This is a genomic window from Mitsuaria sp. 7, assembly GCF_001653795.1.
Taxonomy (GTDB): Bacteria; Pseudomonadota; Gammaproteobacteria; order Burkholderiales; family Burkholderiaceae_C; genus Roseateles.
Map to the genome: position 1 here is coordinate 1,563,030 of NZ_CP011514.1, position 16,735 is coordinate 1,579,764.

Genomic DNA, 16,735 nt, shown 5'->3' on the forward strand with positions numbered 1-16,735 from the left:
ATCGCGTCTCGCTTCCAGGGACGCCATGTCGCTCGCAGATCTTCCCCACGCCCGTCGCCACGTCATCGCGGACCGGCTGTCCGCCGGCCATGCGGTGGTCGCGGCCGACCTGGCCGTTGAATTCAAGCTGTCCGAGGACGCCATCCGGCGCGACCTCCGCGCGCTGGCCGCGGACGGCCTGTGCCGGCGCGTCTACGGCGGCGCCGTGCCGATCGCCGCCAACGACCGGCCGCTCGCCGCGCGGATGAAGGAGGCGCCGGCCCGCAAGTCCGCGTTGGCCCGGGCCGGCGCGGCCACGGTCCGGCCGGGCGAGCTGGTGTTCCTGGACACCGGCAGCACCAACCTCGCGCTGGTCGAATTCCTGCCGGAGGACGCGGACCTGACGGTCGCGACCAACGCGGTCGACGTCGCCGCCGCCGTGCTGCGGCGGCAGGACCTGCGCCTGCTGATGATAGGCGGCGAGGTCGACCCGCACCTGGGCGGCTGCGTCGACGCGGCCGCGGTGGACAGCCTCTCGCGCCTGCGCATCGACCGCGGTTTCGTGGGCGTGTGCGCGCTGTCGATGAGCGACGGCGTGCTGACCACCCATTTCCGCGAGGCCGTCTTCAAACGCACGCTGATCGAGCGCAGCCGGCATGTCGTCGGCCTGGTCACGAGCGACAAGCTGCAGGCCGCGGCCGCCCATCGCGTCGCGGGTCTGGCCGCGCTGAACACCGTCGTCATCGAGCGCGACGTCGGCGCGAACGTCCTGAAGGCGCTGCGCAAGAGCGGGGCGGAGGTCCTGCCGGTCGATCCGGCGCAATGAGCCCATCGGACGGCCGCTCGTTCTTCCCTGAGCCTGCCAGGGACAGGCCCGAGGCGCGCCTGGCCGCGCGCCTGGCCTTCATCGTGGCCGGCTGCGGCGTCACCTGCGCGGCGGCGCTCATGCCTGGCCTGGCGCATAGGCTGGGGCTCGACGGGTGGGACCTGGTGATGGCGGGGGTCTTGCTGCTGTCGGGGGCTTGCATCGGAGCCAAGGGCGTCGCCACTGGCGCTGGCTCTGGCTCTTGCTCTGGCGCTGGCAGCAAGCTGCGTCGACTCGGCCCGCGCACGGCGGTGCTCGTGGGCGGCCTGGGTTCGGCGCTGATGCTGCCCACGGTCGCGTTCTCGGGATCGCTGGCGATGCTGCTCGCGGCCTTGTTCGCCTTCGGCCTCTGCGCCGGCGCGCTGGATGCCGCGATGCAGGCCACGGCCGACGAGGTCGCGCGTTCGATCTCCAGGCCGCGCAGGCCCGGACTGTCCGCGATCTACCTCGCCGCGGGCGTGGGCGGTGCGCTCGTGACGACGCTGCTGCTGGCCGTCGGCTTCGAGCCGCCGCTGGCGGCCGCGCTGGTCGCGGCGCCGATGGCGATCGCCGTCGTGGTGGCGTGGCCCTATGTGCTGGAGGCGCCGGATCGGGAACGCTGAACACGGGACTTGAGGCCCGACCTGAGGGCCGGTTTCGAGGGCATGGCGGTGGTGTTTAGCGGAGTCGCCTAAACACTTGGGAAACTCACGGGACTTTGTTGACCCCTGCCAGGGGCACTTCAAGAATCGTCCCCACCCATGAGCAGCACCACCATCCGCGATATCGCCAAGGCGTCCGGCCTGTCCATCGGCACGGTCTCGCGCGGTCTCCGCAACCAGTCCGGCCTGTCGGAGGAGACCCGCCAGGTCGTCCGCGACACCGCCCTGCGCCTGGGTTACGACTTCACGCAGCTGCGCAAGAACAGGATCCGGCGCATCGGCTTCCTGCTGCACAGCCAGCACAACACGCTCGCGTCCAGCCCGTTCTTCTCCGCCGTGCTGCACGGCGCCGAGCAGGTCTGCCGGCGCGAGGGCCTGTCGCTGTCCTTCATCGTCGCCGGCCCCGGCCAGACGATCGTGGAGCAGACCCGCGGCCATCAGCTCGACGCCTTCCTGTGCGTCGGCTACTTCGAGCCCGAGGTGCTCGAGGCCCTCAAGCGCAGCGGCAAGCCGACGGTGCTCGTGGACCTGCATCGCCGGGGCATGACCTCGGTCAATCCGGACCACCAGCACGGCAGCTTCCTCGCGACCAGCCACCTGCTGCGCAGCGGGCGTCGGACGATCGCGCTGATCTCGGGATCGCCGGCGCATTACAGCCTGGAGCAGCGGGCCCGCGGCTACCGGCGGGCGCTGTTCGAAGCCCAGGTGCAGGCCGATCCGGACCTCGAGGTCATCGCCCCGCAGCTGGGCGACGGCGAGGCCGGCGTGATCGAGGCCATGCGCCAGCTGCTGGCCCGTCGCAAGCGGCCCGACGCGGTGGTCTGCTTCAACGACAGCGCGGCGCTGGTGGCCATGCGCCAGTGCCTCAACGAGGGGCTGCGCATCCCCGAGGACATCGCCGTCGTCGGCTTCGACGACATCGGCGGCGCCTCCGTCGCCCATCCGCCGCTCAGCACCGTGCGCGTCGACAAGGAGTCGCTGGGCGCCAAGGGCGTGGAGCTGCTGCTGGGCATGTCGGCGGACGAGCCTCAAGAACTGACCCTGCCGGTGGTGCTGATCGTGCGCGAGAGCACCAGCAGCAACGACTGACCCCGGCGGGTTCCGACGACCACGTCCGCAAGATCCACTGTACGACCGACCGCACGACCGACCGCATGACCGACCGCATGACCGAGACGACAACCCCCGTGACCAGCGATCTGCCCGACTTCCGTTCCCGCGAGGTGCTGCTCGCGCACGCGCGGCACACGATGGACTTCTACCACCCGCGCTGCGTCGACCCGAGCGGCGGCTTCTTCCACTTCTTCAAGGACGACGGCACCGTCTACGACGCGCATCAACGGCACCTGGTAAGCAGCACGCGCTACGTGTTCACCTACGCGATGGCCTACCGGCGCTTCGGCGACGTGAACTACCTGGACGGCGTCAGGCACGGCGTGCGCTTTCTGCGCGAGGCGCATTACGACGACGCGCTGCGCGGCTACGCCTGGCTGCTGGATTGGCGCGATGGCAAGGCCGAGGTGCTCGACGGCACCCGCCACGCCTACGGCCTGGCCTTCGTGCTGCTGGCCTACGCGCATGCGGCCATGGCCGGCGTCGAGGAAGCCCGCCCGTGGATCGCCGAGACCTTCGCGCTGATGGAAGAGCGCTTCTGGGACGAGGCCGCCGGCCTCTATGCCGACGAAGCGAGTCCGCAGTGGAACGTGCTGTCGCCGTACCGCGGCCAGAACGCCAACATGCATGCGTGCGAGGCGCTGCTGGCCGCCTTCGACGCGACGGGCGAGCGGCGCTACCTCGAGCGTGCCGCGCTGCTGGCGCAGAACATCACCCGCCGCCAGGCCGAACGCTGCGGCGGTCTGATCTGGGAGCACTACGACACGCACTGGCAGCCGGACTGGCTGTACAACCGCGACGACCCGGCCAATCTCTTCCGCCCCTGGGGCTACCAGCCGGGCCATTTCACCGAGTGGACCAAACTGCTGCTGCAGCTCGAGGCGCGCGGCGAGTTCCTGGACCGGAATCACGACCTGTCCTGGGTGCTGCCGACCGCGAGCAGGCTGTTCCTCGTGGCGGTGCGGCGCGGCTGGGATGAGGCGCACGGCGGGCTGTGCTATTCGCTGGCGCCGGACCTGAGCATCTGCGACCCTGACAAGTACTTCTGGGTGCAGGCCGAAAGCGCGGCCGCCGCGGCCCGGCTGGCCGCGCGCACCGGCGACACCGTCTACTGGGACTGGTACCAGCGCCTGTGGGCCTACAGCTGGACGCACTTCGTCGATCACGCGCATGGCGCGTGGTACCGCATCCTCGACGCCGAGAACCGCAAGTACAGCGACGAGAAGAGCCCGGCGGGCAAGGTCGATTACCACACGATGGGCGCGTGCTACGACATCGTCGACGTGCTGGACGGCGCGGCCTCGATCGGAGGTCCTCGTCATGCATGACGCGATGCAGGACGCCCCCGAGTTCCTGTGCCTCGGCGAGGCGCTGACCGACATGCTGCAGCAGGCGCCCGATCAATGGATCAGCCGCGTCGGCGGCTCGACCTGGAACGTGGCACGGGCGCTGGCGGCGCTGGGCGGGCGCACGGCCTTCGTCGGCTCGGTGAGTCGTGACCTGTTCGGCGACGAACTGGTGCGGGCGAGCGAAGCGGTCGGGCTGGACACGCGACTGCTGCAGCAGGTGGACCGCGCGCCGCTGCTGGCGATCGTCGAGCAGGGCGAGCCGCCGCGCTACTTCTTCGTCGGCAACGACAGCGCCGACCTGCACTTCGATCCCGACGCGCTGCCGGCGGGCTGGGACGGCGCCGCGCGCCGCGCGCACTTCGGCGGCATCAGCCTGGCGCGCGAGCCGCTGGCCTCGCGGCTCGTCGCGCTGGCCGCTCGCTTGAAGGGGCAGGGCGTGTCCATCAGCTACGACCCCAACTTCCGCAACCTCATGGCCCACGGCTACGAGCCGACGCTGCGCCGGATGTGCGCGCTGGCCGATGTGATCAAGGTGTCCGACGACGACCTGCGCGGCCTGTTCCCGGACCTCGCGCTGGACGACGCGATGACGCGGCTGCGAGCGTTCAATCCCGAGGCGCTGTTCCTGCTGACGCGCGGCGGCGGCGTGGCCTACCTGTCGCGCGGCGACGCGGCCTGCATGGCCCGCGCACCGGCGGTCACCGTGGCCGACACCGTCGGTGCCGGCGACGCCGCAGTCGCAGGGCTGCTGCACAGCCTGCACGCCCACCCGGAGCGCCCGCTGCGCGCGCATCTGCATGCGGCGCTCGCGGCCGGTTCCGCCGCCTGCCTGCAGCGCGGCGCCACGCCGCCGGTGGCGGGCGCCGTGTCGCGCCTGTTCGAGGAGCTGCAAGCGGAAAGGGTGAGCTGACTTTCCGTTCCCGCCGATCAGCCTGGCCGATCAGGCTGGCCGATCGACCCCATCGATCACGACAACCACTCCCTCCGGGGAGACAAAGAGGAGACAACGATGAAGACATCGATCAAGAAGACGACCGCCCACCGTCCGTGGACCCGCCGCGCCCTGCTGGCCACCGCCGCGATGGCGACGATGGCCAGCCTGGCCGCGCCCGCGCAGGCCGGCGACCTGGAGGTCCTGCACTGGTGGACCAGCGGCGGCGAGGCCAAGGCCATCTCCGGCCTGAAGGACCAGCTGCAGGCCAAGGGCCACAAGTGGAAGGACTTCGCCGTGGCCGGCGGCGCCGGCGACGCGGCGATGACGGTGCTGAAGTCGCGCGCCATCTCGGGCAACGCGCCCACGGCCGCGCAGATCAAGGGACCGCTGCTGCAGGACTGGGCGGCCGAAGGGATGCTCGCCAACATCGACGACGTCGCCAAGGCCGAGCACTGGGACGACCTGCTGCTGCCGGTGATCAGCAACATCGTCAAGTACAAGGGCCACTACATCGCGGTGCCGGTCAACGTGCACCGGGTCAACTGGCTGTGGATCAACCCCGAGGTGATGCGCAAGGCCGGCGTCAAGCCGCCGACGACCTGGGACGAGTTCTTCGTCGCGGCCGACGCGCTGAAGAAGGCCGGCGTCACGCCGCTGGCGCATGGCGGCCAGTCGTGGCAGGACTTCACCACCTTCGAGACCGTGGTGCTGGGCACCGGCGGGCCGGAGTTCTATCGCAAGGCGCTGATCCAGCTCGACCCCGCGAGCCTGAAGAGCCCGACGATGGAGAAGTCGTTGACGACCTTCCGCCGGCTGAAGGCCTACACCGACCGCAACGCGCCGGGCCGCGACTGGAACCTCGCCACCGCGATGGTCATGAAGGGCGAGGCCGCCATGCAGATCATGGGCGACTGGGCCAAGGGCGAGTTCCTGGCCGCCGGCAAGACCGCGGGCAAGGACTTCCTGTGCGTGCCCGCGCCGGGCACGGCCAAGTCCTACACCTTCAACGTCGACTCGTTCGCGATGTTCAAGGTCAAGGGCGACGCCAACCAGCAGGCCCAGCGCGAGATGGCCTCGGCCATCCTCTCGCCGGCGGTGCAGGAATCCTTCAACCTCGAGAAGGGCTCGATCCCGGTGCGCAAGGGCGTCAGCCTCGCCAAGTACGACGACTGCGCCAAGGCCTCGGCCGCGGACTTCGCCGAAGCGGGCAAGGCCAACACGCTGCTGCCCTCCATCGCGCATGGCATGGCCGTGCGGCCCGCGGCGGAAGGCGCGATCAAGGACGTCGTCAGCCAGTTCTGGAACAGCGAGTCCATCACGCCGGCGCAGGCGATGGACCGCCTGGTTTCCGCGGCGAAGACGCAGTGATGCGGCGTTGAGGGGGAGCCCGCGACTCCGCGTGGTCGAGCGCGGGCACTCCACGGGGCATGGGGCGCCCCTCCAGGGACCCCAAGCCCCATTCCGGCCCCACCGGCATTCGCTGACCTCGGGCCTTGGGCGTGCGGGGTTCTTGCGGGAGGCCTTCGGAGGCGAGGCGTTCGCTTCGCTTTCGAGGAGGGCTCCGGCGCAAGGAGGACGAGACTCGTCGCTCCATCCCCTGGAGGCTCCATGGACGAGGTGCTCATCGATACGGCCCGGCCCCACGACCGCGTGGACGTGGACCGCTGGCTGTGGGACGGCTATCGGCGCATCGACACGATGCCCGATTCGCCGCAGCGTCGGCGCGCGCACATGACCCACGTGCTGGACTGCCAGCATCGGGTGCTCGCGTTGATGCCCCGGGACGATGACACCTCACCGGCCGACGAGCGCGCGCGCCAGCTCTCGCTGATGTCCTATGGCACCGAGCGGTGGCTGGCCTTGCTCGCGCAGGTCCGGCTGCAACATCGCGAGCGCGTCGCGCGTCGCGAGTACTCGGCCGAATACGCCGGTGAACCGCCGTTCCGCGATGCGGACCATGGCGTGGTCCACGTCGTCGACGTGCTCGACCGCGCGGAGGACTTCGCCGACGTCGAGCCCTACACCGATGCGCGCGTGGGTCGACGCACCCGGGCCTCGCACGCGCTGCGCCTGCTGGAGCCGCGTCGCATCGAGGCCGCGGATCTGCGATCGCCGCAGGAGGCCGCGCTCATTGGCCAGCGCGGGCTCTTCGCGCGTCGCGACATCCCGGCCGGGACCTGCCTGGGCGTCTACGGCGGACAGTTGCTCGACGAGGTCGACCTCTTCCTGCTCGACGACGACCGCTACCTGATGTCGGCCTCCGACCCCATCGGCAGTGTGGCCGTCAACGGCGAGAACCTGCTGTCGCTGATGAACACCTTGTTTCTCTTCGATGCCGAGGGCCAGCCCGGCGGCCATCCGCCCGCCGGCTACAACGTGCGCGGCGAGTCCTTCCCCGTGCGTCTGCGTCATGGCTGGACCGCGCGCATCCACGCGTTCCGCGCGTCGGAAGACATTCCCGCAGGCCGTGAGTTGCGCTGGAACTACGACCTCGGGGCCAGGCGCTGACATGACCAAAGTTGCACCACGTGCGCGCACGGGGTGGACCGGATGCCCCATGAACACGCACATCGCGGCCGTTCTGCGGGCCAGCGCTCTGACATCCTCCTGACAGCTGTGCGGGATTCCGCACGCCTTCCGTCACCGCGATCGTCATGCCGCAGACATGGGCGCGACAGTCAACGCTGTCAAGGCCTGACCCCCTCCGGGAACGTCCCGAGTTCCCTGGACGTTGTCATGACGCACCCTTAAACTCGCGCCCACTTTCGTGACCTCTGCCTCGCAACACGCGGGGAGATCAGGGGTGCGATGGCGTACGGCGTGCAGGGTCCTGCCGTCGGTGACAGCCATGAAGGGCAAGCTGAAGTGACGAGTCGTTTTCGCTTCGAAGGGTTGGTGCTTGACATGGCCTCGCGCGTCCTCCTGTCCGAGGAGGGCGTGCCCGTGCCGCTCAGCGGCCGGCAGATCGATCTGCTGGGCGTGCTGGTCGCGCATCGCGGCGCGGTCGTGTCCAAGAACGAATTGTTGAATCGCGTCTGGCCCGGTCAGGCCGTGGAAGAGAACAACGCGGCCGTCCACGTGTCGGCCTTGCGTCGCGCGCTGGGACGCGAGTCCATCGCCACGGTGGCCGGGCAGGGATATCGGTTCGCGCTGCCGGTGCGGCACGACGAGGACACGCCCCACGACTCGACCGACCGGCCGGTCGAAGCGGCATCCCCCATCGTCCGTCCGCGGGCCCTGCCGTCCGCGCCGGTGGGGATGCACGGCCGCGGCGCCGATCTGCAGGCGCTGTTGAGCCGCCTGGTGCGTCATCGGCTGGTCACGGTGGTGGGGGCGCCGGGTGTGGGCAAGTCGACGCTCGCGCTGGCCTGCGCGCATGAACGCCGGCAGGCGGCGCGCGACGGCGCGGTGTGGGTGGATCTGTTGAGCGGCGATGATCCTTCCGATCCGTTGCCGGCGGTGGCGGCCGCGCTCGGACTGGATCCGGGCACCGACCTGCAGACGCTGCTGGCGCTGCTGCGGCCGATGTCGCTGCTGCTGGTGCTGGACAACGCGGAGATCGCCGGCGCGCGCGCCGCGACCTTCTGCCACGCGGTGCTCGAGAACACCGAGGACGTGGCGCTGATGGTGACCAGCCGCAAGGTGCTGCGCGTGCCGGGCGAGCGTGTCCTGCGGACACCGCCGCTGTCGGTGCCGCCGCCCGGCGCGGGCGTGGACGAGTCGCTGATGCACGGCAGCGTCGCGCTGTTCGTCGACCAGGTGCGGGCGCAGGGGCAGCCCTTCGCGCTGGGCATGCACAACGTGGCCCAGGTGACGGGGCTGTGCCGCCGGCTGGACGGCATTCCGCTGGCCCTGCAACTGGCTGCGGGCCGGCTGGCGATGTTCGGCATCGATCAACTGTGCGAGCGCCTCAGCGACCGCTATCGCCTGCTGACGCGCGGCACGCAGGCGGGACCGCGCCGCCATCAGTCGCTGCGCGCCTGCATGGACGCGAGCCTCGCGTTGCTGGATGACGTCGAGCAGCTGGTGCTGCGGCGGCTGGAGCCTTTCGAGGGCGGCTTCACGCTGGAGATGGCGACGGCCGCGCTGTCGGACCGTCAGCTCGATGCCTGGACCGTGGCGGAGGCGCTCGAGGGACTCGTGGACCATTCGCTGGTGCAGGTCGACGCGGAGGATCGCCCTCGTTATCGGCTCTTCGACGGCATCCGCGCGTACGGGCTGCTGCTGCTGGAGGAGACCGGCGAGATCGACATCGCGCGCGGCCAGCATGCGCGCGCGATGAGCCAGCTGTTCGATCGCGCGGAGCGGGCGCTGCAGATGATGCCGGACGCGCGCTGGATCGCGGAGTTCTCGCCCGAGCTCGGCAACGTGCGCGCGGCGCTCGACTGGTGCCTGGAGCACGAGCCGGTGCGGGGACTCGGCCTGCTCGCGCATTCGCGGGCGCTGTTCGAGCTGCTGTCGCTGTCGCCGGAGACGGCCTGGCGCCACGCCGCCTACGAAGCCGAGCTGCCGAACGAACTGCCGCCGGCGGTGCTGGCGCGTTACTGCATCGATCACGCGGGACTGCTCGCGCCGCACGATCCCAAACGCGCGGCGATCTGGTACCGGCGCGGTGTCACGGTGTCGCGCACCGCGGAGGATCCCGCGCTGCGGTATCTGGCGCTGTGCCGGCAGGTCGTCGAGGACCGTGAGCTGAGCCAGGCCGCGATGCGCTACGCGATGGGCGAACTGGTCGCGCTCGCGGGCCGCTGCGAGGGTGCGCATGCGGCGCGCCTGAAGCTGTGGGGACTCGCGGCGCGCGCGCATGTGTGGCGCGTCGAAGGTCAGGCGGCCGAGGCTGACGAGGCGATGTGCGCCTCGCTGCAACTGGCGCAGGAGATCGGCGCGTCGCGATGGGTGCTGGACGATCTGCACCGGCTCATGAGCCTGCAGGTCGGGCATGGCGAGCCGCTGCGGTCCGCGGCGCTGGTGCGCCAGTGGGAAGACGGCGCCAGCCGCGCCAGCGGCATCAACACCGCCAACGGCGAGTTCCTGCAGCGCGTGCTGGGTTGCCTCTCCGCGGTGCTGCTGGCCGAAGGACGGACCGAGGCGGCGCGCGACGTGCTGACCGGCATCGTGTCGCCGAAGTCAGCGCGAGGGGCCTCGCGCGAGGCCTATCGCGACAGTCGGGCCGAGGGGCCTCATCACGTGCCCCACCACGGCCCGGGACAGGGCGAGCATCCGGGCGACTACGTGGGTGACTACGCGGGTGACAGCCAGAGCGAGGCCTTCGATCGTCTGCTGCCGGTGTTCGCGTGGCTGGCGTTCGAAGAAGGGCGCGATCAGGACGCCGCGCGCCTGACGGGGTACGCGGGCCAGGCGTATTCGCCGATCCGCGCGGATCCCTTGCCGCCGTGGGGCCGCCTGGTGCAGCGCATGCGCACGCGGCTGGACGGGTTCTCGATGGCGCGCCTGCAGGACGAAGGCAACCGCTGGGACGAGCCGCGGGCGATGATCGCCGCGCTGGCCCGGATGGCGGGCGTCACGGCGTCGTTCGGCGACTGAGGCCGCGGCGGCCGCGGCGGCCACTGAGGGCGAAGCGGCTCGCCACTGCGCGAAGCGTTCGCGAGGGGACCATGCCCGTACCGTCCCGGGCGTCACGCGCGGGTCATGCGGGCTGTCGAGAGTGGAAGCAGCTCATTGCAGGACCGCTTCCATGTCGATCACCTTGCCGCCCGGCGGTTTGCCCGCCGCTTCATCCAGTGCCACGTCCAACGGCATCGAACTCGATCGGCTGCAGCATGCGCCCACGCCCACGACGCCGGCGACTCCGGGATCGCCGACCTCGACGGGCGGCGGTGCGGCACCGCTTCGCCGGATGTCGTCCGAACTCGGCGGTCTGAACGCACGACGCAATTCCGATCCTGGCCCTTCGCGCAACGGGGAGGGGGCGCTCGCGCCGCGGCAGTCGCTCGAACAGCTGCGCCGTCCGGCGCGCCCTGCCGGTGAGGCCACGCCGCCCTTGCCATTGCCGCTGACCTTGACGCGGACCTCGTCGACGACCTCCATCGCTTCTACCGCGTCGTCCGCCTCAACGGCGTCCACCGCGTCGGGCGCGTCATCCCAGGCTGGCGCTGTCGACCTCCAAGTCCAGCGTCCGGCTCACGGAGCCCCAGCGGGCACTCAGGTGAACGCCAACGCCAACGCCAACGCCAACGCGAATGCCAACGCGAATGCCAATGCCAATGCCAACGCGCATGGGCATGGGCATGGGCATGCACCGCGCGAGGCCGGTGCGGCGTCTTTCTTCCTGATGCAGAACGTGCGTCACGCGATCCCGGTGGCGGGCGTGCGGACGGTGGTGCAGGGCGTGATCGCGCCCGAACTCGCGCGGGCGGTGGTGTCGCACCCGACCGCCGCGGTGGCGGCGCAGACCGCGCTGGCGGCCTACTCGCTGGGGCGTCGCATCGTGTCGCAGATCCACAGCGAAAGCAGCGCCCAGGTCGCCAACCAGGCGTTCGCCGGCGACATCGGACAGCAGAACAACAGCGTGCCGCGTCGCGTCTGGCAGGGCATCCAGTCGGCGGGCATCGCCGGCGGCGACTTCGCCGCGCTGGCGCTGACGATCGCCTCGCGCAGCAATCCCGCGCTGCAGGGCGCGGCGCAGGCCGCGGCGGCGATCCAGGTCGTCGCGCATCTGCAGGCGCAGTTCCGCGAGGCGCTCCGTCCCGCGATCAACACGGTGCACGTCGGCAACGGCGATCCCAACGTCGCGCAGCCGCCCGAGGGCCGCAACCTGCGTCCCGCCGACGTCACCTTGACGATGCGCGGCACCTTCGGCGCCGCCGCCGCGGTCATCGACATGGGCACGCAGCTGCTGATGCAGCGCGCGCTGGGCGGCCAGCCGGCGTGGCAGGCCGCGCGCGGCCTGGCCATCGGCGCGGGCGCCATCGCGGGCGTGGGGAACATGCTGACGTCCTCGGTCGAGGATCACCTCGTCGACACCGCGTCCGCGCGGCGCATGCAGCAGACCGATGCGTCACACGTCCGCCATCTCCACACGGATCTGCGCAACCCGTTCACCCGCAACGAGCTCGGCCGCCAGGCCGAACGCGCCGATGCCCGCGTCTTCAACACGATGGTGCCGGGCATGATCGCGCTGGGCATCGTGCAGGCGCTGCAGTCGACGCTGACCCAGCCCGGTGTCAGCCCCGATCAGCGCCAGGCCTCGCAGGCCGGCGTGCACGCGCTGGTCACGGGCCTGGTGGGCGGCGCGCTGCTCGCGCTGACCGTCGCGTCGTATCAGATGAACGACACGGTGCGCAGCCGCAATGCCGGCCAGCGCGCCGCGGCGCAACGCGCACAGCCTTGAGCCTGACTCCCTCTCCCGCTTGCGGGAGAGGGCAGGGGTGAGGGCCAGCGGCCGGGGCAGGACCGCAGCCTCTTTTCTCTTTCAAACGTCGAGGCGGTACCCGACCCCGTACACCGTCTGGATGCGCGGCACCGGCGTGCCGTCCATCGTGCGGGCCCGCGACCGCGGGCCGCCCGGGTTCAACTTGAGCCGCAGCTTGTAGACGTGCTGCTCCAGCGTGCGCTTGCCGATGTCGCTGGAACGTCCCCAGATCTCGGTCGACAGCGTATGCGTGCTCACCACGCGCCCGAGGTTCTCGAACAGCGTCCACGCCAGCGCGAACTCGCGCGCCGTGAGGCTCACCTCGCGCGCGCCGGTGGACAGGCTCTGCGTCGGCGCATGCAGCGCATACGGCCCCGCGCGCAGGGACGTGGCGCGCACGCTGTCCGTGCGGGTCTGGATGCGCGCGCGCAGTCGATGGATCAACGGCCCCGCGCCGTCGGAGATCACCGCGTAATCATCCGCGCCGCGTTGCAGCGCACGCGAGATCCCCACCGAGTCGCCCAGTCCGAGCACGACGATGGGCACGCTGCGTCCCGCATGCAGACGGACGGCGGTCAGCCAGCCCTCGATGTGGGCGTCGTGGTCTTCCAGCAGCACCGCGTCGGTGCCGGGCGCGCGCAACGCCGCGATCAACAGGCTCAGGTGAGTGTGAGGGGTGGGGTCGTAGCCGGCATCGCGCAGCGCGGCTGCGGCGAAGTGTTCCAGCGAACGGGAAGGGCAGAGGGTGGCGACTTTCACGTGGACCTTGAAAACCGGGGGACGTCCGCACTGTCGCCAACGCCGGCGTTTCATGTCCTTTACGGCACATTCATTTTCATTTATGACCCCCCGTTCAGGGGGTGAAAGCGGTTTCAGGCACGCCAACCAAGGTCGTGATCCGACGCACGTAATCTTCGGTCTCGGGGAAGGGCGGCACGCGTTGTCCGAAGCGTTGGACGGCGCCTTCGCCGGCGTTGTACGCGGCCAGGATCAGGTCCACGCGACCGTCGTAGCGGTCGTGCAGCGCGCGCAGATGGCGCACGCCGATGTCCACGTTCACGCGCGGGTCGAGCAGATCGGCGCGCGTGTACACGCCGTAGCGCGCCGCGGTCGCCGGCATCAGCTGCATCAGTCCCATGGCGCCCTTGGGTGAGCGGGCGTCGGCGCGGTAGCGGGACTCCACGAAGATCAACGCCGACACCAGCGCGGGATTGAGGCGGTGGCGATCGCTCGCGGCGCGGACCATCGAGGCGATCTCCGGCGGCATCGGTCGCGCGGCGTCGCGCAGGAAGCCGCTCAGGTCGGGCAGCGGGCCTCCGGCGCCAGGCGCTCCTTGAATGAGTCGTGCGGCGAAGCCGACCCATGGCGGGGTGTCGTCCGAGGCGCCGGGGCGAAGCGGCGCGACGGCCACGCGCACGAGGGTGCAGTCTTCCGCGAGGCCGGGATGGCGTTCGCGCGGATCTTCGATGAGCAGCCGCGTGCTGCCGTCGATGAGCGTGCAGCGGTAGCGGGTCACCTGCTCGGCGGGCCGGTCGTTCGCGGTGGTGAAGCTGGCGGCGCTGGCCACGCTGGTGGCGCCTATCGATTGCGCCATCGCGCCCGTCGTCGTGACGACGAGGGTCGTCACGATGGACGTGCGGAGGAAGGAAACGAACGAACGATCGTTCATATGGCACTCCATCGATGACTGCGAAGGGCGCGACGCTAGGGGTTGCCTGGATGGAGGGCGCCTTGCGATGCGAAGCGCGTGATGGCGGACCGAACTCACTCGTCGGAGGTAGTGCCAGGTCTTGTCCCTCGGAGTCCTCGGTAGCAGAGCCGATGGAGTGCGACGGTGGTTGGATGAGTGGTGTGCGACGGCCGCTGGCCCTCACCCCCACCCTCTCCCGCAAGCGGGAGAGGGAGTCCGACCGGCTCGACTCGAAGCGCTGGCGCCTCTTGCTCCCTCTTGCTCCCTCTCCCGCTTGCGGGAGAGGGCAGGGGTGAGGGCCAGCGGCGGTGGAAGTACTACAGCCTTCGCATCCCACGCACCGCCTTCGCATGGTCTCAATACTGCCGGGCGCCCGGTCCCTATGTTCCGCTCCATCTCATCAACCGGAGCCCTGCCATGACCACTCCCATCGTCGCCAACGCCCCGACCACGCCGGCTGCCGCCACGGGACCGACCGACATGCAGCAGATGGAATCGATGATGGCGCAGCGAATGATGATGAGCGTGCAGCAGGGTCAGCAGGCGATGAGCAAGTCCATGACCAAGGTGTCGGACCAGATCAAGGCCTCGATGCAGGACGACGAGTAAGCCGAACCCGCCTCCCGCACTGTGATCCTCATGACCCGACGTCTTCGTTCTCCTGGCCGCGCGTTGCGCGTCGGTCGTCTGCCGGTGGCGCTCATGCTCTGCGCGGCGGCGCCGCTCAGTTGGTCGGCGCGTGCCGGCGAGTCGCCGTCGGCGGTGATCACGCCGACGTCCACGCCGACATCGACGTCGGGCGCCAGCGCCGCTGCGGGATCCAGTGCGAGTCCGATCGCGGTGCCGCTTGCCGCGCCGCCCGCCAGGACCCTGACGCAGGCGCAGACGACGTCGCCGGCCGGATCGTCGACGGCGCCGGCCGCCGCGCCCTCGTCGAAGTCCGCGAAGTCGGATCGCATCGCGACGAAGAACGTCTCGCGCCAATGGCGCAGCCCGCGCTTCATCTACAAGGCCGAGGGCAAGCGCGTGAACGAGGTGCTGCTCGACTTCGCCGCGAGCCAGGGCCTGCCGGCCGTGCTCGCCGAGGGCATCGACGGCATGGTGCAGGCCAACTTCGACACCACGCCCGACAAGTTCCTCGACTCGATGAACCGGGCCTACGGCGTCATCTGGTACCACGACGGCACCGCGCTGTATTTCTACCCGGCGGGCGCCGTGCAGAGCCGGCTCTTCCGGCTCAAGGGCTTCCGCCGCGAGCAGGTCTCCGACCTGCTGGATTCGCTGCAGCTCGGCGACGCGCGTTTCCCGCTGCGCTTCAACGCGGCGGAAAGCACGCTGCTGGTCTACGGCCCGCCGCGCCACGTGGAGCTGATCGCCGCGGCGATCGAATCGCTGGACGTCGGCGCGATGGAGCGCAACCGCAAGGCGGTGCGCGTGGTGCCGCTGCGCTTCGCCTCCGCCGGCGACCGCACCTTCGGCCAGACGCGCATCCGCGGCGTCGCCTCGGTGCTGACCTCGCTGTACAGCGGCGGCGTCAGCGGCAACAACGGCGCGCAGGGCGACGAGGACACCCCGTCGATGGCCGAGGTCCATCCGGGCAAGCTCACCGCGCTGCAGGGCGTCATGGGTCGCGACACGCGCCTGGCCGACATCATGGCGCGCAAGCCCAACCAGGTCACCGCGGGACAGTCGGCCAAGTCCGGCGCCGGCGCGGCCTCGCAAGGCAGCGCGCGCGGCCTGCAGAGCCCGGTCGACGACGACGCGCCGCCCATCTTCCAGGCCGACGAAGGCACCAACACCGTCATCATCCACGGCCGCCCGCAGCGCATGGACGAATACGTCGAGCTGATCCGCCGCCTGGACGTGCAGCCGGTGCTGGTCGAGCTCGAAGCCACCATCATCGACGTCAGCAGCGACAGCATCGATTCCCTGGGCATCGACTGGAGCGTGCGCGGCAGCAAGGGCAGCTTCGGCGTCCAGCAGCCGGCGGGCAGCAACAACGCCGGCACCTTCACGCTGAGCACGCTGTGGTCCAACGCCGGCCGCGAACTGATGGCGCGCATCGACGCGCTGAGCGCGCGCGGCAAGGCCCGCGTGATCGCCAAGCCCAAGGTGCTGGGCGTCGCCAACCGGCCCGCGGTCATGCGCGAGAAACGCGTCGTCACCGTCAAGGTCGCCGGCAACCTCGAGGCCAATCTCTTCCAGGTCGAGGCCGGCACGCTGCTGCAGGTCACGCCGCAGATCACGTCCGTGCCCGACAACGGCGGCGTGTCGCGCCGCATCAAGCTCTCGCTCTACATCGAGGACGGCAGCTTCGAGGACCGTGTCGTCGACACCATCCCCATCGTCAAGCGCACCGAGATCATGACCGAGGCCCATGTGGGCGAGGGCGAGAGCCTGCTCATCGGCGGCATCACCACGACCAGCCAGGCCTCGCAGCGCGACGAGGTGCCGGTGCTCGGCCGCGTGCCGCTGCTGGGCGGGCTGTTCCGCCACACCAACCAGACCGCGGGCCAGACCGAACGGCTGTTCCTGATCTCGCCGCGGATCATCCGCGAGCCGACCTTCCCGGCGGGCCCGTACGGCGCCGCGACCGCGGGCGCGATGGGCATGACGGCGGACGGTCGACCGGTTCAATCGCCGCAATCGTCGTCGTCATCGGGTCAGTCGCCGGGTCAGTCCTCGGGTCTGTTGCCTTCCGGACCGGCCCCGACGACGGAGCCTCGCGCGCCGTCGTCGACGCCTGAATCGTTCCTGCAGGGCGGCGGCGGCTGAGCCGCGACGCCACCGAC

14 protein-coding genes are annotated in these 16,735 nt (G+C 70.6%); 11 read left to right on the forward strand and 3 right to left on the reverse strand.

The genetic code is table 11. The annotated features are described in order from the left end of the window. Positions 1 to 25: 25 nt before the first annotated feature. From ABE85_RS06935 to ABE85_RS06970, 8 genes are all read left to right on the forward strand, one after another. Positions 26 to 805, forward strand: a complete 780-nt coding sequence (locus ABE85_RS06935; RefSeq protein ID WP_067271796.1) for a DeoR/GlpR family DNA-binding transcription regulator — start codon at positions 26 to 28, stop codon at positions 803 to 805. After that, positions 802 to 1,446, forward strand: coding sequence for a hypothetical protein (locus ABE85_RS06940; protein WP_067271798.1), 645 nt, complete (start codon positions 802 to 804; stop codon positions 1,444 to 1,446). The genes ABE85_RS06935 and ABE85_RS06940 overlap by 4 nt, the downstream gene beginning before the upstream one ends. A 138-nt stretch (positions 1,447 to 1,584) precedes the next feature. Next, positions 1,585 to 2,574: a LacI family DNA-binding transcriptional regulator gene (locus ABE85_RS06945; RefSeq protein WP_067271800.1), complete on the forward strand. Its 990-nt coding sequence runs from the start codon at positions 1,585 to 1,587 to the stop codon at positions 2,572 to 2,574. Between the two features lie 77 nt (positions 2,575 to 2,651). After that, the gene (locus ABE85_RS06950) at positions 2,652 to 3,926 is read left to right on the forward strand and encodes an AGE family epimerase/isomerase (protein ID WP_067282078.1); all 1,275 of its coding nucleotides are present in this window, start codon (positions 2,652 to 2,654) and stop codon (positions 3,924 to 3,926) included. Continuing rightward, complete coding sequence (locus ABE85_RS06955; RefSeq protein WP_082938393.1) at positions 3,919 to 4,857, forward strand: carbohydrate kinase; 939 nt, start codon at positions 3,919 to 3,921, stop codon at positions 4,855 to 4,857. Before ABE85_RS06950 ends, ABE85_RS06955 begins: the two co-directional genes overlap by 8 nt. A 99-nt stretch (positions 4,858 to 4,956) precedes the next feature. Next, positions 4,957 to 6,249 (forward strand): ABC transporter substrate-binding protein, encoded by a 1,293-nt coding sequence (locus ABE85_RS06960; RefSeq protein WP_409072576.1) that lies wholly within the window; start codon positions 4,957 to 4,959, stop codon positions 6,247 to 6,249. Positions 6,250 to 6,489: 240 nt separating this feature from the next. Then, positions 6,490 to 7,389, forward strand: coding sequence for a hypothetical protein (locus ABE85_RS06965; protein ID WP_067271802.1), 900 nt, complete (start codon positions 6,490 to 6,492; stop codon positions 7,387 to 7,389). Between the two features lie 396 nt (positions 7,390 to 7,785). Continuing rightward, positions 7,786 to 10,425: a winged helix-turn-helix domain-containing protein gene (locus ABE85_RS06970; RefSeq protein WP_067271805.1), complete on the forward strand. Its 2,640-nt coding sequence runs from the start codon at positions 7,786 to 7,788 to the stop codon at positions 10,423 to 10,425. A 132-nt stretch (positions 10,426 to 10,557) separates the two neighbouring features. On the opposite strand, the gene ABE85_RS06975 is transcribed toward ABE85_RS06970, so the two are convergent. Further along, positions 10,558 to 10,965 carry a hypothetical protein gene (locus ABE85_RS06975; protein ID WP_157522006.1) on the reverse strand — a complete coding sequence of 136 codons (408 nt, stop codon included), beginning with the start codon at positions 10,963 to 10,965 and terminating at the stop codon, positions 10,558 to 10,560. A gap of 82 nt (positions 10,966 to 11,047) precedes the next feature. Between ABE85_RS06975 and ABE85_RS27905 the strand changes: the two genes are divergently transcribed. Continuing rightward, the gene (locus tag ABE85_RS27905; RefSeq protein ID WP_067271812.1) at positions 11,048 to 12,232 is read left to right on the forward strand and encodes a hypothetical protein; all 1,185 of its coding nucleotides are present in this window, start codon (positions 11,048 to 11,050) and stop codon (positions 12,230 to 12,232) included. Between the two features lie 81 nt (positions 12,233 to 12,313). Here ABE85_RS27905 and ABE85_RS06985 read toward each other — a convergent pair whose 3' ends face one another. Continuing rightward, positions 12,314 to 13,012 (reverse strand): response regulator transcription factor, encoded by a 699-nt coding sequence (locus ABE85_RS06985; RefSeq protein WP_067271815.1) that lies wholly within the window; start codon positions 13,010 to 13,012, stop codon positions 12,314 to 12,316. Positions 13,013 to 13,106: 94 nt separating this feature from the next. Further along, a complete protein-coding gene (locus tag ABE85_RS06990; protein WP_231993250.1) occupies positions 13,107 to 13,922 on the reverse strand; it encodes a lytic transglycosylase domain-containing protein in 816 nt (271 codons plus the stop codon). 438 nt (positions 13,923 to 14,360) lie between these two features. Here ABE85_RS06990 and ABE85_RS06995 point away from each other — a divergent pair, with 438 nt between their 5' ends. Both ABE85_RS06995 and sctC read left to right on the forward strand, forming a co-directional pair. Next, a complete protein-coding gene (locus ABE85_RS06995; RefSeq protein WP_067271819.1) occupies positions 14,361 to 14,552 on the forward strand; it encodes a hypothetical protein in 192 nt (63 codons plus the stop codon). Positions 14,553 to 14,582: 30 nt separating this feature from the next. Beyond that, positions 14,583 to 16,718 (forward strand): type III secretion system outer membrane ring subunit SctC, encoded by a 2,136-nt coding sequence (sctC, locus tag ABE85_RS07000; RefSeq protein WP_082938398.1) that lies wholly within the window; start codon positions 14,583 to 14,585, stop codon positions 16,716 to 16,718. Positions 16,719 to 16,735 lie beyond the last annotated feature (17 nt).